Source organism: Rhodococcus sp. LB1 (assembly GCF_001583455.1).
GTDB lineage: Bacteria > Actinomycetota > Actinomycetes > Mycobacteriales > Mycobacteriaceae > Rhodococcus_F > Rhodococcus_F opacus.
Window position 1 is genome coordinate 32,275 of sequence record NZ_LTCZ01000002.1, and the last position, 17,655, is coordinate 49,929.

Annotated in this window: 17 protein-coding genes; 9 read left to right on the plus strand and 8 right to left on the minus strand. The window is 68.5% G+C overall.

All coding sequences use genetic code 11. The features are described from left to right. Positions 1 to 7: 7 nt before the first annotated feature. The 3 genes from AZG88_RS00165 (at position 8) to AZG88_RS00175 (ending at position 2,962) form a co-directional block, all read left to right on the plus strand. On the plus strand, positions 8 to 706 hold the full coding sequence (locus AZG88_RS00165; RefSeq protein WP_005243897.1) for a TetR family transcriptional regulator: 699 nt from the start codon (positions 8 to 10) through the stop codon (positions 704 to 706). Positions 707 to 877: 171 nt separating this feature from the next. Then, a complete protein-coding gene (locus tag AZG88_RS00170; protein WP_061696760.1) occupies positions 878 to 2,038 on the plus strand; it encodes an acyl-CoA dehydrogenase in 1,161 nt (386 codons plus the stop codon). Positions 2,039 to 2,113: 75 nt separating this feature from the next. After that, positions 2,114 to 2,962: a 3-hydroxybutyryl-CoA dehydrogenase gene (locus tag AZG88_RS00175; RefSeq protein WP_061696761.1), complete on the plus strand. Its 849-nt coding sequence runs from the start codon at positions 2,114 to 2,116 to the stop codon at positions 2,960 to 2,962. Here the strand turns inward: AZG88_RS00175 and ubiG are convergent. Next, a complete protein-coding gene (ubiG, locus tag AZG88_RS00180; protein ID WP_025431946.1) occupies positions 2,959 to 3,792 on the minus strand; it encodes a bifunctional 2-polyprenyl-6-hydroxyphenol methylase/3-demethylubiquinol 3-O-methyltransferase UbiG in 834 nt (277 codons plus the stop codon). The genes AZG88_RS00175 and ubiG overlap by 4 nt on opposite strands. 91 nt (positions 3,793 to 3,883) lie before the next feature. On the opposite strand from ubiG, the gene AZG88_RS00185 reads away from it, so the two are divergent. Next, complete coding sequence (locus AZG88_RS00185) at positions 3,884 to 5,128, plus strand: hypothetical protein (RefSeq protein ID WP_061696762.1); 1,245 nt, start codon at positions 3,884 to 3,886, stop codon at positions 5,126 to 5,128. A gap of 86 nt (positions 5,129 to 5,214) precedes the next feature. Then, positions 5,215 to 6,660: an MFS transporter gene (locus tag AZG88_RS00190; protein ID WP_025431945.1), complete on the plus strand. Its 1,446-nt coding sequence runs from the start codon at positions 5,215 to 5,217 to the stop codon at positions 6,658 to 6,660. A gap of 15 nt (positions 6,661 to 6,675) precedes the next feature. Here AZG88_RS00190 and AZG88_RS00195 read toward each other — a convergent pair whose 3' ends face one another. Both AZG88_RS00195 and AZG88_RS00200 read right to left on the minus strand, forming a co-directional pair. Next, a complete protein-coding gene (locus AZG88_RS00195) occupies positions 6,676 to 7,095 on the minus strand; it encodes a hypothetical protein (protein ID WP_005243908.1) in 420 nt (139 codons plus the stop codon). A gap of 53 nt (positions 7,096 to 7,148) precedes the next feature. Next, the gene (locus tag AZG88_RS00200) at positions 7,149 to 7,676 is read right to left on the minus strand and encodes a GNAT family N-acetyltransferase (protein ID WP_082833191.1); all 528 of its coding nucleotides are present in this window, start codon (positions 7,674 to 7,676) and stop codon (positions 7,149 to 7,151) included. Positions 7,677 to 7,682: 6 nt separating this feature from the next. On the opposite strand from AZG88_RS00200, the gene AZG88_RS00205 reads away from it, so the two are divergent. Both AZG88_RS00205 and AZG88_RS00210 read left to right on the plus strand, forming a co-directional pair. Continuing rightward, positions 7,683 to 9,173, plus strand: coding sequence for an MFS transporter (locus AZG88_RS00205; RefSeq protein ID WP_005243911.1), 1,491 nt, complete (start codon positions 7,683 to 7,685; stop codon positions 9,171 to 9,173). A gap of 47 nt (positions 9,174 to 9,220) precedes the next feature. Beyond that, entirely contained in the window at positions 9,221 to 9,604 is a 384-nt protein-coding gene (locus tag AZG88_RS00210; protein ID WP_025431943.1) for an RNA-binding S4 domain-containing protein, read from the plus strand. Positions 9,605 to 9,608: 4 nt separating this feature from the next. Here the strand turns inward: AZG88_RS00210 and AZG88_RS00215 are convergent, their stop codons facing one another. The 4 genes from AZG88_RS00215 to AZG88_RS00230 form a co-directional block, all read right to left on the minus strand. Further along, positions 9,609 to 10,523, minus strand: a complete 915-nt coding sequence (locus AZG88_RS00215) for a diacylglycerol kinase (RefSeq protein ID WP_061696764.1) — start codon at positions 10,521 to 10,523, stop codon at positions 9,609 to 9,611. Beyond that, positions 10,520 to 12,100, minus strand: coding sequence for an FAD-binding oxidoreductase (locus tag AZG88_RS00220; protein WP_025431941.1), 1,581 nt, complete (start codon positions 12,098 to 12,100; stop codon positions 10,520 to 10,522). The genes AZG88_RS00215 and AZG88_RS00220 overlap by 4 nt, the downstream gene beginning before the upstream one ends. A gap of 91 nt (positions 12,101 to 12,191) precedes the next feature. Then, the gene (locus tag AZG88_RS00225) at positions 12,192 to 13,460 is read right to left on the minus strand and encodes an MFS transporter (protein WP_061044085.1); all 1,269 of its coding nucleotides are present in this window, start codon (positions 13,458 to 13,460) and stop codon (positions 12,192 to 12,194) included. Positions 13,461 to 13,505: 45 nt separating this feature from the next. Continuing rightward, positions 13,506 to 14,504, minus strand: coding sequence for an aldo/keto reductase (locus AZG88_RS00230; RefSeq protein WP_061696765.1), 999 nt, complete (start codon positions 14,502 to 14,504; stop codon positions 13,506 to 13,508). An 84-nt stretch (positions 14,505 to 14,588) separates the two neighbouring features. Between AZG88_RS00230 and AZG88_RS00235 the strand changes: the two genes are divergently transcribed. Together AZG88_RS00235 and ilvD are read left to right on the plus strand one after the other, a co-directional pair. Beyond that, positions 14,589 to 15,155 (plus strand): TIGR03086 family metal-binding protein, encoded by a 567-nt coding sequence (locus AZG88_RS00235; RefSeq protein ID WP_061696766.1) that lies wholly within the window; start codon positions 14,589 to 14,591, stop codon positions 15,153 to 15,155. Between the two features lie 37 nt (positions 15,156 to 15,192). Further along, on the plus strand, positions 15,193 to 16,887 hold the full coding sequence (ilvD, locus tag AZG88_RS00240; RefSeq protein ID WP_061696767.1) for a dihydroxy-acid dehydratase: 1,695 nt from the start codon (positions 15,193 to 15,195) through the stop codon (positions 16,885 to 16,887). Between the two features lie 66 nt (positions 16,888 to 16,953). On the opposite strand, the gene AZG88_RS00245 is transcribed toward ilvD, so the two are convergent. After that, the gene (locus AZG88_RS00245) at positions 16,954 to 17,607 is read right to left on the minus strand and encodes a S1 family peptidase (RefSeq protein WP_005243923.1); all 654 of its coding nucleotides are present in this window, start codon (positions 17,605 to 17,607) and stop codon (positions 16,954 to 16,956) included. Positions 17,608 to 17,655: the final 48 nt, after the last annotated feature.

Consider the following 17,655-nt stretch of genomic DNA (forward strand, 5'->3'; position numbering starts at 1 on the left):
GGGCCCCATGACCGAGCGCGTCGACACACCCGGCATCGATCCCGCGGACTTCCGCGTCCACGTCGTGGCGCAGGCCATCCGGCTGTTCTCCGAGAACGGGTACGAGGCGACGACCGTCGAGCAGATCGCGTCCGCCGCGGGCGTGTCCCGGCGGACGTTTTTCCGCCAGTTCCGCTCCAAGGAGGACGTGATCTTCGCCGATCACGAATCACTGTTGCAGCAGGCAGGCGATTATCTGTCCACGGATTCCGACGACCCGTGGGCGGCGGTCTGCAGGACGGCAGGCCTGGTCTTCGACAGGTTTCGCGAGAACCGGGAGTTGTCGGCTCGCCGGTACCAGGTGGTCCAGCGGGTTCCCGCCCTGCGCGACCGGGAGATCGTCACCGGCTTCCGCTACGAGCGGTTGTTCGTCGACTACCTGCGCGGTGTCGTACCCACCGAACCGGTCCTGAAGGTCATCGGATTCGCGGCCGCCGTCACCGCGTGCCACAACTTCCTGCTCCGGAACATGATCAAGGGCGACCCCGACGCGACCGCAGACGAACTCGAGCGGGCCCTCCTCGACGTGCGCCGGACGTTCGGCGTCGCTCCGGGGGCGTCGACGCAGGAACAGGACGCGGTGCTGGTGGTGTCGTACCCGCCGGGAACGCCGGTGGAGGAGATCACCGGACGTATCCAGGCCCAGCTGTCCCGGCGCCGGGGCTGAGTGGCCGGTGACGACAACCACCCTTGACTGGCACTCAGTGCCGTGGTTGACTGCACTGTAGTGGCAGTAGTTTGCCGACCACGAACGTTGCGGCCCACCTGAACGACAATGACCTTGGCACGGAGTGCCTATTCAGACTCGGTGCCGTCGAGACTCAGCAAGGAGCGCCCCATGGCCGGAAATCCGGACTTCGATCTGTTCAAGCTCGGTGAAGAGCACGACGAACTGCGGTCCGCGATCCGCGCGCTCTCCGAGAAGGAGATCGCACCCTACGCGAAGGAAGTCGACGAGGATGCACGCTTCCCCGAAGAGGCCCGCGTCGCCCTCGTGAACTCCGGGTTCAACGCCATCCACGTCCCCGAGGAATACGACGGCCAGGGCGCCGACTCCGTCGCCACCTGCATCGTCATCGAAGAGGTCGCCCGCGTCTGCGGCTCCTCGTCCCTGATCCCCGCCGTCAACAAACTCGGCACCATGGGCCTCATCCTCAACGGGTCCGAGGAACTCAAGCAGCAGGTCCTGCCGCAGCTCGCGTCCGGCGAGGCCATGGCGTCCTACGCACTGTCCGAGCGTGAAGCCGGTTCGGACGCCGCCGGCATGCGCACCCGCGCCAACGCCGACGGCGACGACTGGATCCTCAACGGCTCCAAGTGCTGGATCACCAACGGTGGCAAGTCCAGCTGGTACACCGTCATGGCCGTCACCGACGCCGACAAGGGCGCCAACGGTATCTCCGCGTTCATGGTCCACGAGAACGACGAAGGCTTCGTCGTCGGACCGAAGGAGAAGAAGCTCGGCATCAAGGGTTCGCCCACCGCGGAGCTCTACTTCGAGAACTGCAAGGTCCCCGGCGACCGCATCATCGGCGAGCCCGGCACCGGTTTCAAGACGGCGCTGCAGACCCTCGACCACACCCGTCCCACCATCGGCGCGCAGGCAGTCGGCCTCGCGCAGGGTGCCCTCGACGCCGCTCTCGCCTACACCAAGGACCGCAAGCAGTTCGGCAAGTCGATCAGCGACTTCCAGGCCGTGCAGTTCATGCTCGCCGACATGGCGATGAAGGTCGAGGCCGCCCGCCTCATGGTCTACACCTCCGCGGCCCGCGCCGAGCGCGGCGAGAAGAACCTCGGTTTCATCTCCGCTGCCGCCAAGTGCTTCGCCTCCGACGTCGCGATGGAGGTCACCACGGACGCCGTCCAGCTGTTCGGTGGCGCCGGCTACACCACCGACTTCCCTGTCGAGCGGATGATGCGTGATGCGAAGATCACTCAGATCTACGAAGGCACGAACCAGATCCAGCGCGTCGTGATGTCGCGTGCACTGTTGAAGTAGGCGGCTACGCCGCCCGTGCGTGGTTAGAGAGTCTCTGGACTCGCTAACCACGCACGGGCATATCTAAGGAGAAACGTGGAACTAGTAGGCGTGATCGGCGGCGGCACCATGGGTGCCGGCATCGCCGAGGTATGCATCAAGGCCGGTAGCTCGGTTCTCATCCTCGAGACCAAGCCGGAATTCGCCGAGGCCGCGCAGGCCCGGATCGAGAAGTCCCTGGCTCGCGGGGTCAAGGCGGGCAAGCTCGACCAGGACGCCGCGGACGCCGCGCTCGCCCGCGTGCGGGTCACCCTCGACATCGAGGACTTCGCGGACCGCGATCTCGTGATCGAGGCGGCGCCGGAGATCGAGTCGCTCAAGGTCGACATCTTCCAGAAGCTCGACAAGATCGTGAAGCCGTCGGGCATCCTCGCGTCCAACACGTCGTCCATCCCGCTGATCAAGATGGCCAACGCCACGCAGCGTCCCGGGCAGGTCGTGGGTGTCCACTTCTTCAACCCGGTGCCGGTGATGCCGCTGGTCGAGATCGTGGTCAGCCTCGTCACGTCGGAGGAGACCGTCCTCGCGGTCACCGACTACGCGAAGAACACGCTGCGCAAGAAGACGGTGCGGGCCGGTGACCGTGCGGGTTTCATCGTGAACGCGCTGCTCATCCCGTACCTCACGTCGGCGGTCCGGATGCTCGAGTCGGGTTACGCGACCGCCGAGGACATCGACGAGGCCATGAAGGGCGGCTGCGGCTACCCGATGGGCCCGCTGACGCTGATCGACACCGTCGGCCTCGACATCACCCTCGCCGCGGCGGAGTCGCTGTACGCGGAATTCGCCGAGCCGCACTACGCTCCCCCGACGCTGCTCAAGCGCAAGGTGGACGCCGGACAGCTCGGCAAGAAGAGCGGTAAGGGCTTCTACGACTACAGCTAGTCACGCCCGTCCGGAAGCCCGTCGCGTCGTCGCGGCGGGCTTTCGTCGTTCTTGACCGCAAATCCCATGTAGGAGATGGCCGTGCTCCTGATCTGGCCGAAGTCGAGCCGGCGGCTCAACTCCCCGTAGCTGAGCCGTGTTCCGCCGGCCCGGGCGAGGTCCAGGAGCCGGAGAGGATTCTTCGACCGCGGCCCGAGCCCGACGAACTCGCCGAGCCGCAGACCGTGCCGCGCCATGATCGGCTCCAGCTCCGCGGGACGGATACACATCGACCAGTCGTGGATGGGGGTGTCGAACATCCGGGTCATCCGCCACTCCTGCATGATCTTGATCGCGACGAGCTTGCTGGCGAATGTGCGGTTGATGGTGTCGAACAGGTACAGGCCGCCGGGTTTCAGCGCACGGGACGTCTCGGCGATCACTCCGTCGAGATCCGACACGTGCTCGAGGACGTCGCAGCAGTAGACGACGTCGAACGCGGCATCCGGCACCGGCAACTGTTCGCCCGACCCGATGCGGTACTCGATGTCGAGGGCCGAGCCGGCTGCGTGACGCCGTGCGGTGTCGACCGACACCGGGGACGGATCGATGCCCGTCACCCGGAAACCGATGCGGGTGAACTCCTCCGCGAGGAACCCGCCGCCCGACCCGACGTCGAGGGCGCGGAGTCCCCGATGGTCACGACCGACCGTCTCGCCGAGCACCTTACGGAAGTAGGCGAATCGTCCCGGCGTCAGGCTTCCGTGCAGCAGGTTGAGTGGGTTGTCCTCCTCCCACCACGACTCCCCCACACGGTTGTAGACGTCGTTGTCGATGACCAAGCGGACCACCCCTTCTCTGCCGACGGCACAGCGACGACCTCCAGCCTTCTCCTGCGCGTCGGTCACTTCAAGGCCGGTGCGCTTACGCGATGCTCAGGGGATGACATTCAGGATCTCGCACGTGTGCCTGCTGCTGGGCGGGTTCGTCGCGGGAATTGCGTTGACGTCCACCACGTCCAGGGAGTTCGCGTTCGTGGTCGACGGCGACCGCCTGGACGCGTTGTATCTCGGGCCGGCCGCCGGCGCCTTCCTCGCCGCGATCGTCGCCGTCCTGGTGGCAGCGCTGGTTCGTGCCCGCCGGATCCTGTCGACGCTGTCTTTCGCCGGTCTCGCACTGCTGGGTGTCGCTCCGTCGACGGGGCCGTGGGACTTCGAGGTGTACCTCGGCGGAGTCGGTACGGGCCTGCTGCTCGGCGGCCTCGTCGGACTGTGCGCCACCGCCGACCGGGCATGGTTACAGACCGCACTCGCCGCGGGGGTTCTCGCCGGACTCCTCCTCGCCGGACCGATCGACCACTTCCGGGCGTCTTTTCCCCGGCGCTACGCCGATTACCTTCCGGAACCCGCATTCGATCCGGTGGCGCTGACCGTCCTCGCGCTCACGTCCGTGGTTCTGGCCGTCACGCTGGCGTCCGGCGACTTCGGTGAGCGGACGGACGTCGCGGTGAGCGGGCGCGCCCTCGTCGTCGGGATCGTTCTGCCGCTGATCGGGCTGGTGCTGTACTGGTGGTTCGTTCGACGTGTCTGGAACGTGGGCACCTACGGTGCCATGCAGGGCAGGTGGATATTCGGACTCGTCCTGGTCGTGGCGGTGATCGCCGCCTCGCTGTGGCTGGAGAGCCGCACCGGGATCGTGTTGCTCGCCGCGATGGCATTCGTCGCCGCGGGGGACATTGGCGTGGCGGCGTTCCCGGACTCCTGGCCGTGGCTGCTGGTGCCCGCGGCGCTCGTGCTGACCGGTGCCGTGCTCGGCAGGCGCTATCCGCTGCCGGTGCTCGGCATCGCGGCACTCGCAGTCGTGGCCGCGTCGACGATGTTCGAGCACCCGCCGTGGGACAACCTGCAGGTGGGTGCGACGTGGCTCCTCCTTCCGCTCGCGGCCTCGTACACGGTCGCGTCGAGTCTGCCGTCGAGCGAATCGGTCACCGCTACGTCGCTGGCGGTGCCGGCCGCGCTGGCCGTCCCGCTGATCGCCGACTACGGGTGGACGGCGTACGCGCCGCTCGTCGGATCCGCGAGCACGGTGGGGCTGGACTCGTGGGCGTGGACATCGACCGGGCTGTCCGTGGGTGCCGTGGTCGCGTGCGGTCTCGCCGCCGCTTACCTCGGAAAACGTCCCTTCTGAGCCCATTGCACGATACACATGTTGTGCACCATGCATACGCTGTGTATGGTGCACAAATTGTGTTTCGCAGAGTTGAGGAGATTCGTGTGGACAGTCCGACGCCCGCCGTCCGCCCGGGCGGCCTCGTCGCCGTGCTGGCATTCACCGGCATCGTCGCCGCGCTCATGCAGACCCTCGTGGTGCCGCTGATCGGCGACCTCCCCCGACTGCTCGACACGACCGCCTCCAACGCGTCCTGGGTGATCACCGCGACGCTGCTCGCCGGCGCCGTGGCGACACCGGTCACCGGACGTCTCGGCGACCTGTACGGCAAGCGGCGAATGATGCTGATCTGCACGGTGCCGCTCGTCCTCGGCTCGGTGGTCTGCGCACTCGCGACGTCCCTGGCCCCGATGGTGATCGGCCGAGGCTTGCAGGGGATCGGTGTGGGCATGATTCCGCTCGGAATCAGCGCACTGCGGGACCTGCTGCCGCCCGAGCGCCTGCACTCCTCCATCGCCTTGATGAGCTCGTCCATGGGCATCGGCGGCGCCCTCGGTCTGCCGCTCGCCGCAACGGTCGCGGAGAATGCGAGCTGGCGCGTGCTGTTCTGGGGCGCCGCCGGGCTCAGCGCGCTGATCGCCGTGCTGCTCTGGTTCTTCGTGCCCGCCACGCCCGTCCACGGTCCCAAGGCCCGCTTCGATCCCATCGGGGCAGTCGGACTGGGCGTCGGACTGGTGTCCCTGCTGCTGGCTGTCTCCAAGGGCGCCGACTGGGGCTGGGCGAGCAGCACCACCCTCGGTCTGTTCGCGACCACGGTCGTCGCGTTGACGGCCTGGGGCTGGTGGGAACTCCGCACTCCCGAACCACTGGTCGACCTGCGGGTGATCGCCGGCCGTCAGGTGCTGCTGACGAACGCCGCGTCCGTCGTGGTCGGCTTCGCCATGTACGCCCAGTCCCTGATCGTTCCGCAGCTCCTGCAGTTGCCGGCGTCCACGGGATACGGCCTGGGACAGTCGATGCTGGCCATGGGACTGTGGATGGCCCCCTCGGGTCTGATGATGATGGCGGTCTCCCCCTTCGGGGCCAAGCTGTCGTCCACCCGCGGACCGAAGGTCACCCTGCTCGTCGGAAGCCTCGTCATCGCGCTCGGCTACGGATCGTCGATGTTCCTGATGGGGTCGACGTGGGGCCTGGTCGTGGTGACCTGCATCTGCGGCTCGGGCGTCGGCCTGGCCTACGGCGCGATGCCCGCACTCGTGATGAGCGCCGTGCCGCAGTCCGCGACCGCCTCCGCCAACAGCGTCAACTCCCTGATGCGCTCGGTCGGTACCGCGGTGTCCGCGGCCGTCGTCGGAGTGGTCCTCGCCCAGATGAGCGTCCAGGTCGCCGGCCACACCCTGCCCACCGAGGGCGGCTTCCGAACCGGCCTGTTGATCGGTTGCGGTGTCGCACTCGTCGCCGCGGCCATCACGCTGGCCATTCCCACCCGTCGGGCCACCCTCACGGCGCCGGACTCGATTCCCGAACCGCTCGCGCCGTCGAAGGTGTAGAACCTTGCCGGTTGCCTACTTGTGGAGGGCGTACCCCGCCACCGGGTTGCCGTTGATGTAGACGGTGCCCTCGTAGGTCCCGTCGGGCCTCGGCGTGATCCGGTCGGTCAGGAAGGGAAGCCCGGAGGGGCTGTAGTCGGTGACGAGGGAACCGCTCGCTTCCGGAGTGGTCATGCCGAAGATGTACGGGAAGAACACCCCGAAGTTGTCCATGACCCACCCGGGTCCGAACGTCTTGCCCTTCCAGATCAGGTCACCACCGAGAACGTTGGTGGTGCCGACGTACGTGCCGGCAGGCAGCGGGACCGGCATGGGCGCAGGTAGTGGCGGCGGCATGGGCGCCGGCATGGGGTCTGCTGCGGCCGTCCCCGCGGCGAAGAAAGACAGGCCGGCCACCGCGACGGCCCCGACTGCGACCTTGCGCATGATGTCCATGAGTTCTCCGTATATCGAGGTGCGTGGCGGAAAGTGTCGCACGGACAGGGCCGTCACAGGGAGAGTGTGAAGAAGATGCTGTTCGGATCGTTGCCGTAGTCCCCGAACGGGGAACATTCGGTGAAGCCGTGCTCGGTGTACAGACGCCTGGCCGGGGCGAAGAAATCCTCGACGCCGGTCTCGAGGCTGAGCCGGACGTACCCGCGTGCCCGCGCCTCGTCGACCAGGTGCGCGAGGAGCCGGGTGGCCACACCCCGCCCGCGCGCCTCCTCGGCAGTCCGCATCGACTTGATCTCACCTTCGGCCGGCGAGAGCTCACGCAGAGCCACGGTTCCCAGCACGGTCTCCTCGTCCCACAGCGTCCACACGGTGACCGACGGGTCCCGCAAACCGGGCAGATCGAGGGCGTGAACACTTTCGGGCGGCGACGTCGCACGCATGTCCGCCAGGTGCTCGGCCAGCAGACCGTGCACGGCCTCGCGGGACAGGTCGTCGACTTCGATGTACACGTGCTCGAGTATGCCGAAGCCGGCGCGAGAAATCGCAACGAGCACCCCACTGCCTGGACGGCGGCGCACCATGGGGAGATGACCGAGACAGTGCTGCGCCTGAGCACCCGCCAGGGACGGTGGGTGGTCACCGCCACCGTTCTCGGCTCGAGCCTCGCGCTACTGGACGGCACGGTGGTGAACATCGCCCTGCCGCACATCGGCGAGGACCTCGGGTCGGATGTCGCGGGAATGCAGTGGGTTCTGAGCGGCTACACCCTCGCCCTGGCGTCGCTGATCCTGCTGGGCGGGGCGCTCGGGGATCGCTGGGGCAGGCGCCGCGTCTTCGTCTGGGGGACGGTCTGGTTCGCGGCGGCGTCACTCCTGTGCGGCATCGCACCCGACATCACGATGCTCGTGATCGCACGGATTCTGCAGGGTGTCGGGGCCGCGATGCTGACCCCCGGCAGCCTCGCTCTGATCTCGGCGTCGATCCACGAGGACGACCGGGGTGCCGCGATCGGTCTGTGGTCGGGGCTCGGCGGGGTGGCCGGGGCGATCGGACCTCTACTGGGCGGCTGGCTGGTGGAGGTGGCCGGCTGGCGGTCGGTGTTCCTGCTCAATCTTCCGCTCGCCGTCGTCGTCGTGTGGGCGTCGATGCGGCACGTCCCCGAGAGCCGCGACCCGCATCCGCCCGATCATCTCGACGTGCTCGGGTCGGTGTGCGCGGTGGTCGGTCTCGGCGCGCTCACCTACGGCCTGATCGAGATGAATCTGGTCGCCGGGGTGGTGGGCGCCGTCGCGCTGATCGTGTTCGTCGTGGTGGAACGGCGCTCACCGAACGCGCTGGTGCCGCCGAGCCTGTTCGCGTCGCGCATGTTCGTGGCGGCGAACCTGGTGACGCTCGCCGTGTACGCCGCACTCGGTGGCGTCTTCTTCCTGCTGGTCCTGCAATTGCAGTTGGTGGCCGGATATTCGCCGATCGAAGCCGGGGTCGCCACCATCCCGATCACGCTGGCGATGCTGGCGTTTTCCTCCCGCGCGGGCAGCTACGCCCAGACCCACGGCCCCCGGCTGCCGATGACCGTCGGGCCCGCACTCGCGGCGATCGGCCTGCTGTTGATGACCCGGATCGGGCCGGATGCGAACTATTGGACGGTCGTGCTCCCCGGCGTCGTCGTCTTCGGACTCGGGCTGTCCGCGATGGTCGCGCCGCTGACCGCCGCCGTGCTCGGGTCGGTCCCGGTGGACCAGTCCGGCATCGCCTCCGGGGTGAACAACGCCGTCGCGCGCACCAGCCAGCTGCTGGCGGTGGCCGCACTCCCCGGGATCGCCGGGATCGACGCCGAGAGCATGCTCGACCCCGACAGCTTCTCGCACGGCTTCCGTATCGCGATGTTCATCTGCATCGCACTGCTCCTGGTCGGGGCGACGATCGCCGCAGCCCTGATCCGTGCGCCCGCCCCGCCCGCTCCCACCCCGCTTGGTCCCGTCCCGGATTCGGTTGCATGCAAACCACATTGCGACGTCACCGGTCCGGCAGTACAACCGACCCTCGCCCGGTCGAGCCGTACTCCCCCGAACGGGTGACGCGCCCGCAGGCCACACCGTCACGCGCGCTTTCGTATCCTGGTCGGGTGGCGATTTCCGGAACCGACCCCGCGAGCGTCCGGGTCGACAGCTGGACCTGGGCGATCCGGCTGTTCAAGACGCGCTCCGCGGCGGCGGCCGCCTGCAGGTCGGGGCACGTGCGGGTCAACGGCACCACCGCCAAACCCGCGCAGCCGGTCAAGGTCGGTGACGAGGTCCGCATTCGCGCGGCGGGTGTCGAACGCATCGTCGAGGTGGTCCGGCCCATCACCAAACGGGTCGGCGCGGTGGTGGCGGTCGAGTGCTACGCCGACAACACACCACCGCCCCCACCGCGCGAAGTCCTCGCGTCGATACCGCAGCGCGACCGCGGCGCCGGCCGGCCCACCAAACGCGAACGCCGCGAGATGGACCGGTTGCGCGGGTTGTGACCGCTCAGGCCGGGGTGTGGCTGAGGATGCGCAGGGCGGCCGGCACCGCCTCGACGGTGATCGGCAGCGGACCGACCCGGTCGCCGTCCGCGTAGGCCGTGATGCCGTCGCACTGCAATCGCACCCTCCGCGAACGGTAGGTCTGCACGTCGGGGAGATCCACGTGAGTGCCCTTGTAGACCCGGGGGAACAACCGGACCAGCCTCGACCGGCGACCGTAGTCGACGACCGTGACGTCGAGCAGGCCGTCGGTCTTGTCCGCGCCCGGGCAGATCTGCATGCCGCCGCCATACGAGCGTCCGTTGCCCACCGCCACGAGGGTGGCGTCCACCTGGAACGTCTCCTCGTCCAGTTCGATGGTGTAGTGCAGCGGACGGAGCTGCGTCAGTTCGGCGAGCATCGCGAGGTTGTACCGCATCGGCCCCTTCGGCCACGACATCCGATTGGCTCGGTCCGTGACGAGCGAGTCGAATCCGCTCGCGATGATGGTGCCCGCCCACACCACCGCGCCGTCCGTGAGCGTGATGCGGGCGAGGTCGGATTCCTGCACCTCCCCGTCGGCGATCACGTCGGCCGCGGCGACGGGATCGCCGACGGGGATACCGAATTCGCGCGCATGGTCGTTGCCGGTGCCGGCCGGGATCAGCCCGACCGGTGTCCCGGATTGCGCGGCCGCCTGCAGCCCGATGCTGATGGCGCCGTCCCCGCCGACGACGACGAGCGCGTCGGTGCCGTCGTCGATCGCCCGGCGGGCCAGCATGCGCGCGTGATCGGCGTCCGTTCCGATGATCTCAGTGACGGCGACCCCGCGCTCCCGCAGGCGCGCCACCCCCTTGCGGCCGGCGACGGGTGCGTGACCGTGTCCGGCGAGGGGGTTGACGAGGACGGTGACCTTCTCGACCACCTGCTGCGTGCTCACGGAATCAGCTTGCCGGGGTTGAGGATTCCCGCAGGATCGACCGCGTCCTTGACCGCCCGCAGAATCGCGACGCCCAGGTCGCCGATCTCGTCCCGCATCCACGGGCGGTGGTCGACTCCGACCGCGTGGTGGTGCGTGATGGTTCCGCCGGCGGCGATGATCGCATCACCGGCGGCGGTCTTGGCCTTCCGCCACTGTTCGATCGGGTCTTCCGCTTGCGCGGACACGACGGTGAAGTACAGCGAGGCGCCGGTCGGGTACGTGTGCGAGATGTGGCAGAGGACGAGCGGCGGGGTGCCCTGCCCGGACAGCGATTCCGTCAGCGCGGTGGTCACGGCGGTGCGGACCGCAGCGAGGTTGCCCCAGGTGGTCGCGGTTTCCAGCGTCTCGCACAGCGCTCCGGCGTCGAGCAACGAGTCGCGCAGGTACGGTGCGTCGAAACGGCCGTGCTCCCAGCCGTTTCCGGGCCCCTCGCCCAGGGAGGTGCCGCCGTGCGCCACCAGCACGGCGCGAGCCTCCGCCGTCCGCTCCGCGGTGTGCTCGGCGGTGCCCTCGAACGTCGTGATCGCCAGGCAGCCGCCGGTGACGGTCTCCTCACCGATCTTGTCGGTGGTCGCGAGGTTCACCGCCGTCTCCGCCTCGTCGGACAGTCGCAGCACGGTCGGGACCGCGCCCTCCTGCCGCAACGCCCGCAGAGCCGCCGCGCCCGTCTCGAAGTCGGGGAAACTCCACCCTTCCCGGACGGTCGTGTCGGGGACCGCGTGCACGCGCACCCGCACCCGGGTGATGACGCCGAGCGTTCCCTCCGACCCGACGAACAGTTCGCCGAGGTCCGGACCCGCCGCGGAGGCCGGGGCGCGCCCCGTGTCGAGGGTCCCGGTGGGGGTCACCACCCGCAGTCCCTGGACCATGTCCTCGAACCGCCCGTACCCCGCGGAGGCCTGCCCCGACGACCGGGTGGCCGCGAAGCCGCCGATGGTCGCGAACATGAAGCTCTGCGGGAAGTGCCCGAGCGAGAAGCCGTGCGCGCCGAGCAGTTCCTCGGCGAGCGGACCCGTCACACCCGCTCCCAGCGTCGCGATGCCGGAGTCGGCGTCGAGGTCGATGAGCGCGTCGAACCGGCGCAGGTCCAGCGAGACGACTGCGTCGAATCGGTCGCGCACGGGGTCGAGCCCGCCGACCACGCTCGTTCCGCCACCGAACGGCACGACGGCGATGCCGTGGTCGGCGCAGTATCGGAGCACGTCGGCGACCTCGTCGTCCGCACCGGGGGTGACGACGGCGTCGGGCGCGTTCTGCGGTTCGGTGCTGCGGCGGCGTAGCAGGTCGAGCGTGCTCTTGCCGCCCGAACGCAGCAGCCGGTCGGAGTGCGCGGTGCTGCAGAACTGTTCTCCGACGATGCCCGCGAGAGCGGCGACCTGCTGGTCGGAGAGTGCGCTCGGAGCCAGGACGACGTCGTCGGCCGCCCGGTCGGCGGGCTCTCTGATCGTGACGCCGAGGGCCTGTTGCAGCAGCCCCTTGATGCCGTCCGAGAGGACCTTGTGCTTCTCCGGCGCGCCCCAGGCGTCCCACTGCATCGGGGGTGCCGTCAGGACAGCGTGATCTTCCGATCGCTCATTGCTCATGCGTTATAGTGTTACACATCATGTAAGAGTGTAACTAGCCCTTTCAGCGACCGCCCCGCTCCCGCCACACCTGCCGGATGGGCCGCAGCACCAACCCCATCTGCTTCCGTGTCTTCCCACGCGTCACCAGAACACCCGTGATCGCCACGATCCAGACCGGGTACTGCACGAGCCAGGCAACCCGGAACGCCTCGAACGAGTACCCGCCCATCGCATCGAGGATGAGACCCATCGCCTGGATGACCAGCAACGACGCCAGGAAGCCGCCGATGTTGACCATTCCCTGCGCCGTTCCCATGCTGGTGCTGGGGTTGAACATGCGGGCGTAGTCGAAGCCGATCATCGAACCGGGGCCGCCCACCGAGATCACCATCACGAGCACGATCAGCAACCAGATCGGCGCCGGACCCGGCAGCGACAGGACGACGGTCCAGATCGCCGCGTTGCTGATCATGATGGCCAGCACCAGATAGGAGCGGCGCATCGGGAAGCGGCCGCTGAGGATGCCGATGATCGGCCCGGCCACGATCGCCGAGATCACCGACAGGGTCAGCAGCGAACCGGCCTCCGCCGGCGACAACCCCTGTGCCGACCTCAGGTACGGCACACCCCACAGCAGGGCGAACGTGGTCATCGAGAACTGCGTGCCCATGTGGGTGAAGAACCCGAGCCGGGTGCCGTGACGACCCCACACGGCGCGGATCTGCTTGCCCACCTCCCGCAGTCCGGCGGGCGCCGCCACCACCTCCAGACCGGGAGGCGCATTGCGGATGACGGAGACGGCCAGCACGAACGACAGCAAACCGAGCGACGCCGCGCTGCCGTACGCGAAACTCCAGCCCGGCCCGTTCAGCAACAGCATCAACGGCAGCGCCGACAGGATCTGACCGATCTGACCGAAGATGCCGGTGAGCTGCGACACGAGCGGGACCCGCCGCGGCGCGAACCACTGCGGCACCAGGCGCAGCACGGAGATGAACGTCATCGCGTCGCCGACGCCGACGAGAACGCGCGCGGCGACCGCCAGCGGCAGCGATTCGGTGAGGGCGAGAAGCATCTGCGCCGAGGCCATGATGAGGGCGCCCGCGGAAATCATGATCCGCGACCCGTACCGGTCGAGGAGCACACCGGCCGGAATCTGCATCCCCGCGTACACCACGATCTGGAGTACGACGAAACCCGACAACACACTCGGACTGATCGAAAATCGTTCCGTCGCCGCGAGGCCCGACACACCGAACGAGGTTCGATGCAGGACGGCGACGATATAAGCGACAACCCCGACGCCCCACACCAACCACACTCTGCTCATCGCAGATCAAACTACCCCCCAGCAGGTATTACCCGCTGAGTGAAGTCACTCGCGGCCCAGCGACACCCAGGTCGGATCGGCCGTGCGCTCGCCGACGGTGAGATCCGCGAGCAGGTCCAGGCGCGCGATCTGGCCCTCGGTCAGCGTGAGCGCGAGCGCGCCGGCGTTCTCCGTGACACGCGCCGCGAACCGGGTGCCGGGAATCGACACGGACGGCAACCCGAACTCGCGGGCTTTCGCGTCCAGCCACGCCAGCGACACCTGGGCGGGCGTCGCGTCGAGCTCGGCAGCGACCTCGCGGACGACGTCGAGCACCTTCAGGTTCGCCGGCAGCGCATCGTCGCCGAAACGCGGGAACCGGCGGCGCAGATCCTTGTCGCCCAGCGTGGCCGGGTCGTACGTTCCGGTGAGGAAGCCGCGGCCCACCGGGGAGTACGGCACGAAGCCGATGCCCAGTTCGGCCGCCGCGGGAACCACGTGCTTCTCGACGTCGCGACTCCAGATGCTCCACTCGCTCTGGATCGCGGCGATCGGGTGCACCTGTGACGCGCGACGCAGTTCGTCGCCGGTCGCCTCCGACAGTCCGATGTTGCGGACCTTGCCTGCCTTCACCTGTTCCGCGATCGCGCCGACGGTGTCCTCGATGGGCACCTCGGGGTCGACGCGGTGCAGGTAGTACAGATCGACGGTGTCGACGCCGAGCCGGGACAGCGATTCGTCGAGGGCCTGCGCCACGTAGTCGGGCTTGCCGTTGATGCTGCGCCGGCCGTTCGCGATGTTGCCGACGAGACCGAACTTGGTGGCCAACTGCACCTCGTCGCGGCGTTCCTTCAGCACCGTGCCCACCGCTTTCTCACTCGCGCCGTCGCCGTACACGTTGGCCGTGTCGATGAACGTCACTCCGATGTCGATGGCGTGGTGGAGGGTCGCGAGCGCCTCCGCGGCATCGACGGGGCCGTACACGGGGGCGACGGACATGGCGCCGTAGCCCTGCGCGCTGACGGTGAAGCCTTCGGACAACTGCACGGTGGGGATGTTGGTCATGCGCCCCATCCTTCCCGAGCACCCCGACAGGTGCATCGTTTGGAATCGCGCTGATCGTGACCCGGCTGCCTCTACCCTGAAGGCATGGCATTCGACTGGTTCGAACTCGCCCGCATCGCCCACCGCGAGTTCGGTGCACGGGTCGCCGCGATCACCGACTGGTCGGCGCCGACACCGGACCGCGAATGGGACGTCACCCAGCTGGTGCGGCACGTCATCGAGGAACAGCAGTGGGTTCCCCCGCTGCTCGCCGGCAAGACGGTCGGCGAAGCGACCCCGGACATCGAGCCCCTGCACGGCGACATGCGGTCGGAATGGCAGCGGTATTCGGACGCGGCCATCCACGCGTGGTCGTCGACCGACCCGGGGACGCAGGTGCATCTGTCCTACGGCACGGTGCCGCTCGAGCCGTATCTGCGGCAGCAGATCGCCGACGTCACCATCCACGCATGGGACCTCGCCAAGGCCACCGGTTCCGACGACGCACTCGACCCGCAACTCGTCGCCGGCGTCTGGTCGGATCTCGATGGCCAACGCGAGATGCTCTCCGAGAGCGGGCTGTTCGCCGACCCCGTCGACGTTCCCGGCGACGCGCCGCTCCAGGATCGCCTGATCGCCCTGACCGGTCGCGATCCCCGGCAACGCATTTAACCAACCGCCGCGGAGGGTCCCGCCTACGCTGGGAGACATGAGTACCCCGGATCCCAAACCCCGCAGCCGCGACGTCACCGACGGACTGGAGAAGACCGCAGCGCGCGGAATGCTCCGTGCGGTGGGCATGGGCGACGACGACTGGGGAAAGTCCCAGATCGGCGTGGCGTCGTCGTGGAACGAGATCACCCCCTGCAACCTGTCGCTCGACCGGCTCCCGAACGCCGTCAAGGACGGCGTCCACGCCGCGGGCGGGTATCCCCTCGAGTTCGGCACCATCTCCGTGTCCGACGGCATCTCGATGGGACACGAGGGCATGCACTTCTCCCTCGTGTCCCGTGAAGTGATCGCCGACAGTGTGGAAACGGTGATGCAGGCCGAACGCCTCGACGGGTCGGTGCTGCTCGCCGGTTGCGACAAGTCGCTGCCCGGCATGCTGATGGCCGCGGCCCGCCTCGACCTCGCGAGCGTGTTCCTCTACGCCGGTTCGATCCTGCCGGGTGTCGCCAAAATGTCGGACGGCACCGAACGCGACGTCACCATCATCGACGCGTTCGAGGCGGTCGGCGCCTGCTCGCGCGGACTGATGAGCCGTGAGGACGTCGACGCCATCGAACGTGCCATCTGTCCCGGCGAGGGCGCGTGCGGCGGAATGTACACGGCGAACACGATGGCCAGTGCCGCCGAGGCACTCGGCATGTCGCTGCCCGGCAGCGCCTCCCCGCCCGCCACCGACCGTCGTCGCGACGGATTCGCGAGGCGCAGCGGTGAAGCCGTCGTCGAACTGCTCCGCCGCGGCATCACCGCCAGGGACATCCTCACCAAGGAGGCGTTCGAGAACGCCATCGCCGTGGTCATGGCGTTCGGCGGCTCCACCAACGCCGTCCTGCACCTGCTGGCGATCGCGAGCGAAGCGGATGTGGAACTGACACTCGACGACTTCTCCCGCGTCGGCGCCCGCGTCCCGCACCTCGCGGACGTCAAACCGTTCGGCAAGCACGTGATGAAGGACGTCGACCACATCGGCGGCGTCCCCGTCATCATGAAGGCCCTGCTCGACGCCGGGATGCTGCACGGCGACTGCCTCACCGTCACCGGCAAGACCATGGCCGAGAACCTGTCGGCCATCGCCCCTCCCGACCCCGACGGCAAGGTGCTCCGCGCGATGAGCTCGCCCATCCACCCGACCGGCGGAATCACGATCCTCAAGGGTTCCCTCGCCCCGGGCGGCGCGGTGGTGAAGTCGGCCGGGTTCGACTCCGACGTCTTCACCGGCACCGCCCGCGTCTTCGAACGGGAACGCGCCGCGATGGACGCCCTCGAGGACGGCACCATCACGAACGGCGACGTCGTGGTCATCCGCTACGAGGGTCCCAAGGGCGGACCCGGCATGCGCGAGATGCTCGCGATCACCGGCGCGATCAAGGGTGCCGGACTGGGCAAGGACGTCCTCCTGCTCACCGACGGCCGATTCTCCGGCGGCACCACCGGCCTGTGCGTCGGCCACGTGGCACCGGAGGCCGTCGATGGTGGTCCCATCGCCTTCGTCCGCGACGGCGACCAGATCCGACTGGACGTCGGGACGGGCACCCTCGAACTGCTCGTCGACGAAGAGGAACTCGCCGGCCGTAAGAACGGGTGGGAGCCCCTGCCCCCGCGCTACACCCGCGGGGTCCTGGCCAAGTACACGAAGCTCGTCGGTTCCGCCTCGGGCGGCGCCGTCTGCGGGTAGGCGCTTCGCGCCCGTGAGTGGTTGACGAGTCCAGAGACTCGTCAACCACTCACGAGCCCGGAGGGCCTAGATGGGCCGGAACCCGGCGCCGGGGCCGCCGCTCGCGTTCATGTCGGCGATGATCGAGTTGAGGTTGGTCCCGATCTCCGGGCCGATGCACGGTGCCGCGAGGTAGGCGTTGACCATGGCCACCAGGGTGGTGCCGACGACCATCGGTGCGCCCGAGTCACCCTCGATCACGCAGGCCTGGGTCCACGTCTCCCCCGTCTGCATGAGGTCGCCGTAGACGATGCCGCAGGTGTTGCCCGTGGTGCGGCCTTCCTTGCACGCCACCTGCGGGAAGGCTGCCGGTGCGCCGATGTTGGTGATGGTGACGCCGCCGACCCTGTTGACCGGGACGACCTTCGCCGGGTCGAACTGGATCACCGCATAGTCGAGAGCGGGGTTGGAGACGACGAACTTTCCGACGATGCCGCTGTCCTGACTGGCTTCGGGCACCACGTAGGAGCCCGATTCACCGCAGTGGCCCGCTGTCAGGCCGACGAGCCGGCCCGCGTTGTCGTGCCCGATGGTAGTGAGTGAGCAGACGAGTTCGTCGTTCACCACGATCCCCGAACCGCCCCCCAAGACGGCGGCCGGAGCTGCTGTCGCGGACCCCGCCGCAACGAATCCCAGAATTCCCGCTGTCGCCGCAACAACCGCCGCGAATCGTTTCAACATTTTTCGAACCTTCCCGGATGAGCCCCGACGGCCGCGTGTCTCCCCATA